The organism is Streptomyces sp. M2CJ-2 (genome assembly GCF_016757295.1).
Lineage (GTDB): Bacteria > Actinomycetota > Actinomycetes > Streptomycetales > Streptomycetaceae > Streptomyces.
This window is the reverse complement of the sequence record NZ_JAESIF010000135.1, coordinates 1-7994: the sequence shown is the minus strand read 5'-3', so window position 1 is coordinate 7994 and position 7994 is coordinate 1. Positions and strand designations below refer to the sequence as shown.

The 7994-nt window shown below is 68.2% G+C and carries 5 protein-coding genes and 1 pseudogene; 4 read left to right on the top strand and 2 right to left on the bottom strand.

The annotated features are described in order from the left end of the window. Positions 1-37: 37 nt before the first annotated feature. Positions 38-1348, bottom strand: a complete 1311-nt coding sequence (locus tag JL475_RS37395; protein WP_202282673.1) for a gamma-glutamyl-gamma-aminobutyrate hydrolase family protein — start codon at positions 1346-1348, stop codon at positions 38-40. Beyond that, positions 1345-1650: a chorismate mutase family protein gene (locus JL475_RS37390; RefSeq protein ID WP_109379781.1), complete on the bottom strand. Its 306-nt coding sequence runs from the start codon at positions 1648-1650 to the stop codon at positions 1345-1347. The genes JL475_RS37395 and JL475_RS37390 overlap by 4 nt, the downstream gene beginning before the upstream one ends. A 243-nt stretch (positions 1651-1893) precedes the next feature. Between JL475_RS37390 and JL475_RS40905 the strand changes: the two genes are divergently transcribed. The 4 genes and pseudogenes from JL475_RS40905 to JL475_RS37375 all read left to right on the top strand — a co-directional run. Next, positions 1894-3660, top strand: coding sequence for an amino acid adenylation domain-containing protein (locus JL475_RS40905; RefSeq protein ID WP_237409381.1), 1767 nt, complete (start codon positions 1894-1896; stop codon positions 3658-3660). Further along, positions 3594-5795, top strand: coding sequence for an alpha/beta fold hydrolase (locus tag JL475_RS41625; RefSeq protein ID WP_307825316.1), 2202 nt, complete (start codon positions 3594-3596; stop codon positions 5793-5795). The genes JL475_RS40905 and JL475_RS41625 overlap by 67 nt, the downstream gene beginning before the upstream one ends. 21 nt (positions 5796-5816) lie before the next feature. Beyond that, complete coding sequence (locus JL475_RS37380) at positions 5817-6041, top strand: tautomerase family protein (protein WP_109379783.1); 225 nt, start codon at positions 5817-5819, stop codon at positions 6039-6041. Between the two features lie 616 nt (positions 6042-6657). Continuing rightward, positions 6658-7092 (top strand): annotated as a pseudogene (locus tag JL475_RS37375) (rhomboid family intramembrane serine protease); the annotation flags it as partial. Between the last annotated feature and the right edge of the window lie 902 nt (positions 7093-7994).

Below are 7994 nucleotides of genomic sequence, written 5' to 3'. Positions count from 1 at the left end.
CGCCTGTCCGGCAAATGCCCAGGTGAGTGACGGTGTCCTACCCGGTGTTCGAGCCCGGACCATAAAGAACAAGCTCAGCGATCCGCGCGAGGTAGTCCTCCTCGTCGTGCCGCAGGTGCGTGACGGGCACGGCCTCGGGCGCGGTCATGCCGTCGCACAGCGCGACCGGCGCGTCCTGCCCCTCCTTCGCGCCCTTCGCCGTGGGCAGCCCGCGCAGGCGCCGCTCCATCTCGTCGAGCCAGCGCTCGGCCTCCGCGGCGTCGCCGTCGGCGGACAGCGCGAGCAGATGGCTGACGCCCTCGGCGTGGTCGACGGCGAGCATCCGGTCCGCGAAGAGCAGGCCGGCGTCGGGGGTCTCGGCCTTGTGCACGGCCTGCGCGCCGGCCTCGGCCTTCAGTTCGTAGCCGAGATAGCCGACGTATCCGAGGTTGAACTCGAACGTCAGGCCTTGCGGGACGGGCACCCGGCGCAGTCTGAGCTGCTCGTCGAGGTAGTCGAAGAAGCTCTGCTCGACGATCTCCTCCGTGCCGCCGGAGCGCACGGTGACGAAGCCGTCGGAGACCCGGTAACTGACGTACTCGGCGAGCGGGCCGCTGCCGTCGCCCAGGAAGGAGAAGCGGGACAGGCCGTCGATGACGGCACCGCTGTCCAGCCAGAACCCGTGCTCCCTGGCGGCGAACAGCTCCCGGTAGGCGGCCTCGGTGTCGGGCTCCGTCGCCACGGTGCGCACGTGCACGGTGTAGGTGCGCGGACGGCGGCCGTCCTTCTTCCCTGCGTGGGACAGCGCCAGGTCACGGAAGTTGGCGAGGAGTTCGCGGCCGTACTCACTGCTGATGGACTCGGGGTGGAACTGGACGCCCCACACCGGCAGCGAGGTGTGCCGCACGCCCATGACCACGCCGTCCTCGGTCCAGGCGATGGCCTCCAAGTCGTCGGGGAGCCGGGTCGCGGCCAGGGAGTGGTAGCGCACGACGTCGTAGGGGCTTGGCAGATCCTTGAAGATGTCGACGCCGGTGTGACGCACCGCGGAGACACGGCCGTGCATGGGCTGCGGCGCGAGGCCGACCTCGCCGCCGAACAGGTGCGTGATGCCCTGGTGGCCGAGGCACACGCCGAGCACCGGCAGACCGCTCTCCAGGATGGCGCGGGCGCTGATGCCGAAGTCCCGCTTACGGCTGGGGCGTCCAGGGCCCGGCGAGACGACGATCGCGTCGTACGCGGCGAGGTCCAGCGTGTCCCAGTCGGTGCCGTTCCTGACGACGACCGGCGGCAGACCGTTCACCTCGCCGAGAAGCTGGTAAAGGTTGTACGTGAACGAGTCGTAGTTGTCTATCAGCAGTGTTCTCATGATGAGCGCCCCGCGATCACCACGTCCTCGACGCGGCATGTCTCAGCGATGATCAAGTCATAGAGATCGCGCAGGAATTCCTGGCTGATGCTGTGCTCAGCACCGTACCGCGCGGCCCTCTCCTGCACGACACCGATGCGCTGCGGCTGCATCATCGGAACGCCGTGCTCGCGCTTGAAGTGGCCGATCTCGACGCACTTCTCGATGCGGGCACGCAGGGCCTCAAGGAATTGCCTGTCGATCGCGTCGAGTTCCGCACGCAGATCTTCGATGGTTACTTCGGAACGTAAATTCTGCTGCATGAATCTACCCCTCCCCCATTGACGCAGAGAATTCTGCAGGTCCGCGGGCTGCGGTGGCCACCCGGCCGATAGCTCGGGTCCCCGCACTGCACACAGTGCGGGGATGCATAATACCCGAATCGGGACATAGGGCCCATGCTGCAGCATCCTGTCGTGCCGAGAGTCGACCCTTGCCAAGATCGGCGCTCCGAACCCATAGTTTCTTCCGCTCGAGGGGGAGGACGGGACGGAGATGGGGGAAAAATGAGTACGGTGAACAACACCGGGAAAACCGGAATCGAATCGGCCGGAACCGAGGAATCCGCCGGCGTCGGCGACCTGATCGAACTGCTCGACGCACAGGTACGGACCCGGCCCGACGCCGTCGCGGTCGGTCACGGCAACGACACCCTGACGTTCCGGGAATTGACCGAGGCCGCTCGCTACCTGGCACTCCACCTGCGCACTCTCGGCGTCGGCAAGGACACCTGCGTCGGTCTGTTCACCAGCCCGGGGCTGCAGCAGGCGGTCGGGGTCTGGGGCATCCTGCGTTCGGGCGGCGCCTATCTGCCGCTGTCGCCGGAATATCCGGACGAACGCATTCGCACCATGATCGAGGACTCCGGAATCACGGTCGTGCACACCGAGGAGAAACTACTCGACCGAGCCCGAGAACTCGCGGGAACCGGGGTTCGCATCGTCACGGAAAGAAATGTAGAGGAGTTCAGGAAGAGCCTCGACGAAAACATGCAGAGCATTCCGCTTCCACAACCGGGTCCGGAAGACCTGGCCTATGTCATCTACACCTCGGGAAGCACCGGACGCCCCAAGGGCGTGATGATCGAGCACCGCGCCATCGCCCATCAGATGACCTGGCTGAAGAGCGCGTACGGGCTCGGCCCCGATAAAGTCGTCCTGCAGAAGACACCCCTCAGTTTCGACGCCGCTCAATGGGAGTTCCTGGCCCCCGCATGCGGCGCCAGAACGGTGATGGCGCCGGCCGGCTCCCATCGCGACCCGGGCCGTATCATCGACGAAATCGCGGTGCACTCGGTGACCACGCTGCAATGCGTTCCAACCCTTCTCGCCGCGCTGCTCGACCACCAGGACATGAGCCGCTGCACTTCTCTGCAACAGATATTCAGCGGCGGTGAGAGCCTGTCCCGGAAACTCGCACTGCACTGCACCAGGACCCTGCCGCACTGCACCTTGGTGAACCTCTACGGCCCCACCGAGTGCACCATCAACACCTCCGCGCACACCGTCGACCCCGCGGCCCTCGCCCCGGAGGACGGTCCGCGGTCGGTGCCCATCGGCCGCCCCGTACCGGGCCTGCGCTACCACGTCCTGGATGACCGGGGCCGCCCGGCTGGCCCCGGCGAGACCGGTGAACTGCACATCAGTGGAGTGCAGTTGGCCCGCGGCTATCTGCACCGCCCTGACCTGACCGCGGAGCACTTCGTCCCGTCGCCGCACCCCGCGCCGCACGACCGGCTCTACCGCACGGGCGACCTGGCCCACTGGAACGCCGACGGCACCGTGCAGTTCACGGGCCGCGCCGACAACCAGGTCAAGCTGCGCGGCCACCGCATCGAGCTGGACGAGATACGCCTGGCAATCGAGGCGCACGACTGGGTCAAGAACGCAGCCGTCCTGGTCCGCGACGACCCGCGCACTGGATTCCAGAACCTTGTCGCCTGCCTCGAACTCAGCCCGCGCGAGGCCGCGCTCATGGACCAGGGCACGTTCGGCGACCATCACATCTCGAAGGACTCCAGGCTCCAGGTCCGGGCACAGCTGTCGACGGCGGGCGTCCGCGACGACCTCGCGGAGGCGCGGGCCGTGGACCTGCCCGGCGCCGAGGCCACGCCCGAACAGCGCCGTCGCGCCTTCGCCCGCAAGACCTACCGCTTCTACGAGGGGGAGCACCCACCGAGCAGGACATCCTCGCCGCGCTCTCCCGCGTGGTGCCCTCGGCCCCGCCGCGCCGCCCCGAGCAGCTCACGCTCACCGAACTCGGCGCTATCCTAAGGGACTTCGGCCCGCACACCAGTGCCGAACGCCTGCTGCCCAAGTACGCCTACGCGTCTCCGGGGTCGCTGTACGCCACCCAGCTCTACGCCGAGATCACGGGCTGCCTGCCCGGCCTCGCCCCCGGCCTGTACTACTACCACCCGCTGCGCCACCAGCTGGTCCTCGTCCGCCCGGCCCACGCCACCGACGCGGCGCCCGGCATCACCTTCCACTTCGTGGGCCGCAGATCCGCCATCGAACCGGTCTACAAGACCAACATCCAGGAAGTCCTGGAGATCGAGACCGGTCACATGCTCGGCCTGTTCGACGAGATCCTGCCCGTGTACGGCCTCGGTCTGCGGACGCTGCCCCACGACCCGCGGGTCTGCGACCGGTGCGGCTGCGCCGACGACGACCCTTGCCTCGGCTCGTACGCCCTGACCTCGGCGGACCCCGGCACCCGCCCCGGGTGGCGCGACCGCGTGGACGTCCACGTCCAGATCCACCCCGGCAGCGGTACGGGCCTGCGCTCCGGCCAGTACCGCCACCGCGCCGGCCGCCTGGAGCGGATCGCGGACGAGCTGGTGCTCAGGCGGCACGTCATCGCCATCAACCAGCAGGTCTACCAACGGGCGTCCCTCGGCATCACCCTCACCGTCCACACCCCCGGGGACGAACCGGAGTACGTGAACCTCGGCCGGGCCCTGCAGTACCTCCAGCACAACACGGCCGGCCTCGGCTTCATGCCAGCCGGCTACAGCTCGCGCTCGGGCCGCGACCTGCCCGCCGCCCGCCGCATGACCACGCTGCTCGAAGGCCTCGGCCTGCCCACCGGGCCCCTGTACTTCTGCGTCGGCGGCCGCATAAGCGACGACCAGATCGCGCACGAGGGCATGTACGAGGACACCGTCCACATGAAGGGCCCGGCCGAGCTGGTCAAGGACGACCTGGCCGCCCGGCTGCCCGAGTTCATGGTCCCGAACCAGATCCTGATCCTGGAGCGGCTGCCACACACCGCCAACGGCAAGCTGGACGTCCAGGACCTCACCGAGCTCGCGGACACCGCGGTGGCCCGCGGCGTCCGGCCCGTCGTACCGCCCCGCAACCGCGCCGAGGCCCGCCTGTGCGAGCTGTGGAAGGCGGCCCTGCACCGCGACGTGATCTCCGTCAGGGACGACTTCTTCGCCTGCGGCGGCAACTCCCTGATCGCGGTGTCCCTGGTGCACCGGGTCAACCGCGAGTTCGGCTGTTCCCTACCCCTGCAGGTGCTGTTCACCGCGCCCACGGTGGAGCAGCTCGCCGAACGCATCGCCGCCGACACGGCCCCGCCGCCCCGGCTGGTACCCCTGTCCCGGGGCCACCGTGCGGCACACCCGCGGCCGGACGGCACCAGCGACCGGCCCGTCTTGTGCTGGCCGGGCCTCGGCGGCTACGCCATGAACCTGCGGCTGCTCGCCTCCCGCCTGGCCGAGGGCCCGGACTCCCACACCCTGTACGGGATCCAGGCGTACGGCCTCAACGAGGGCGAAATCCCCCATGACAGCCTGGAGGAGATGGCCGCGGCCGACGTACGTGCCCTGCGCCGGGTGCAGCCCGAGGGCCCGTACACGCTGTGGGGCTACTCCTTCGGCGCGCGGGTCGCCTTCACCGCCGCGCGCCGTCTGGAGCACTCGGGCGAGGAGGTCGACCGCCTGGTCCTCCTCGCGCCCGGTTCACCGCGGCTGCCGGGCCCACCGTCCTGGACGGCGGCAGGAGCCGACTTCGGCGACCGGACGTTCCGTACGATCCTGTACTCCGTCTTCGCCGGCCGCACCGACGGCCCCCTGCTCGACGCCTGTCTGCGCGAGGGCACCGACGAGGAGAGCTTCGCGCGGTTCGTGCTGCGCCACTTCCCCGACCTCGGCCCCACCACGGTCCGCCGGGTCATCCGCGTCGCCTGCCGTACGTACGGCTGGGAACCGGCACCCGGCCCCGTCACGGCCCCGGTCACCGTCCTCGTGGCCCACGGCGACGAGGAGTCCTTCATCGAACGCGACCCGGCCTTCGCGGCCGGCGCGTCCACCGTCGTCCGCCTGGACACGACCCACTACGGGCTCCTGCGGGACCCGGGTGTGGACGAACTCGCCCATGTCATCCGCCATTCGATCATCTGACGCCCGAGAAGGAGCAGGACCATGCCCCACGTGACAGTCAAGCACTTCCCCGCCCCGCTCGACGACGAGCGCCGCGTCCGCCTCGCCGCCCGCATCAGCGAGGCCGTTCAGGAGGCCTTCGGCGTCGACGGCGGCGCCGTGTCGATCGCGCTGCAGCCCGTCGAGCCCGAAGTGTGGTACACCGAGGTCTACCAGCCGGAGATCGCGGACCGCCGCGACCAGCTGCTGAAGGTGCCCTCGTACTGAGCCGCGGTCACCGTCGGTTGATCACGTCCGCGTTCGGCCCGCACCCGTTCCGTTGAAATGAGCCGGACGGGTACGTCCCGGCCGCGTCCCACGGCATTGCCTGGAAGGGGGCCCGTGTCCAAGGGCCCCCTTCTCAAACGCATCCCGGAGGAGAGCCGACAGGGCCCTGTAGACGTTCAACTGGTGTCCACGGCCCACCCCCTCCTCCTCCAAGTGATCGAGAAAATCCTCCACCACGGTCGGTGTCACCGAATTCAGCTTCCGCGATCCGATCACCGGGTTGATCTACGCCTTGAAGTGACTCGCCAGGGCCTTTGCGGCCGAGCACTCGGTTATCTGGCGCTGCCGAGGCAACCACGTCTGGGCGTACTCCTCCATCGTCTGCTGCCCCAGTTCCCGTCGTGCCTCCGCCACCGAGGGAGACATCTTCTTCCGGTCGGCGTACAGCTCCGTCAGCCTGTCGACCGCCGCGTCCTGGGGCCGATACCCGGTTTCCTCGTCCCGCTGACGCGCCCGCGGTCAGCAAGGCGGGGCCTTCCGCTCGCCGCTTGCTGGCTACTTGCTGACCAGGGCTCAGCAATCACGCCTGTGACCTGCACTGATGCCCAACTTTCAGATCTTCGGGAACACAATCGAGAATCGCATGGGCCGTCTGCGGTACCTGCTGTTCTACCTGGTCTGCGGCTACGCGGCCGCATACGGATTCGCCCTCACGAACTCCTACGCCACTACTCCCCTGATCGGCGCCTCGGGCGCCATCGCCGGCGTCCTCGGCGCCTACCTGGTCCTCTACCCGAGGGCCCGGGTCTGGGTCCTCGTCCCCTTCCTGATCTTCCTGCCGCTGCGCCTGCTGGCCTGGATCGTGCTGGGCCTGTGGTTCGTGCTGCAGGCGCTCTACTCCTCCGGCGCGGGCGGCACCGGCGCCGGAACGGTGGCCTACGCGGCCCACGTGGTCGGCTTCGTCGCGGGCATGCTCCTCGCCTGGCCCCTCAAACCGGGCACTCCCCCACCACCCGAACCCGGCGGCATCCTCTTCGGACGACAGGCATGACGGGACTGGTAGAGCCCCATGCCAGGGCCGGGCAGCACAAGGAAACCCGGAACTGCTCTCCATAAGAGACGTTTGCATTTACGAGCCGGCCGTGGATCGTTGAACACTTCAACCACCTGTATGTTCTGCCAGATTCTTGAGCCTCCAGCAGGGTTCACGCTGACCCATTGCCGACTTTCCTGATGCTCCGTCAGGCGAGAAGTGCCCCACAGGGGGCACACCGAGCCCGTCCATTACGGCTCGGAGCGGAAGCCCCGGGGGCTCACAGGCAAGCCCGACGGGGCCCCCGAGCACCCCGTTTCGAAGGTGCCGCATCACGAGGCGGCGCGGAACACAGCCGGAGTTCCCCAGCTAGCCAAACCGGCGATACTCCGCATCTTTCTCCCACCTCGACCAAGCCGGTCGTCCGTCTTGACGAATGGCCCTCGGGCTCCGATGAGTACTTCACCGAATGGAGAAGAGATTCCGATGCGCACGGGACGAAACCGCTCCGCGAAGACCCCCCGCCTCATTCTGCTGGGGGCAGCAGCTCCATCGTGGAGCCCATACTCATGGATACTTCCGAGCTCGCAGCCATGATCAACATGTCCGAGAGCTGGGTCTACAGAGAAGCCCGAAAGCTGGGACTCAAGGGCTACAAGCTTGGGCGGGGCAGAAACACGAAGGTCCAGCACAAGAGGTCCGATGTCTTCAGATGGCTGGAACAACAAAAGCTGCATTGAGCCTTTTCGAGCAGCACAGGACGGGCGAGGGGATGCAGCCGCGCGGCGATCGCTACGGGGTGATCGGGCCGAAGTGGATGACCAGGGCCGCGCCGATGAGCACGAACCTCGATTCGTCAGCGGAGTTCGGTAGCTGATCGGTCCCGGGGGTTCGCCCGTAATGTCCCCTGCCGGTTGAGG

Coding starts and splice junctions, on each gene's coding strand:
- JL475_RS37380 (WP_109379783.1), top strand. CDS start 5,817: ATGCCCCACGTGACAGTCAAGCACTTCCCCGCCCCGCTCGACGACGAG.
- JL475_RS37395 (WP_202282673.1), bottom strand. CDS start 1,348: ATGAGAACACTGCTGATAGACAACTACGACTCGTTCACGTACAACCTT.
- JL475_RS40905 (WP_237409381.1), top strand. CDS start 1,894: ATGAGTACGGTGAACAACACCGGGAAAACCGGAATCGAATCGGCCGGA.
- JL475_RS37390 (WP_109379781.1), bottom strand. CDS start 1,650: ATGCAGCAGAATTTACGTTCCGAAGTAACCATCGAAGATCTGCGTGCG.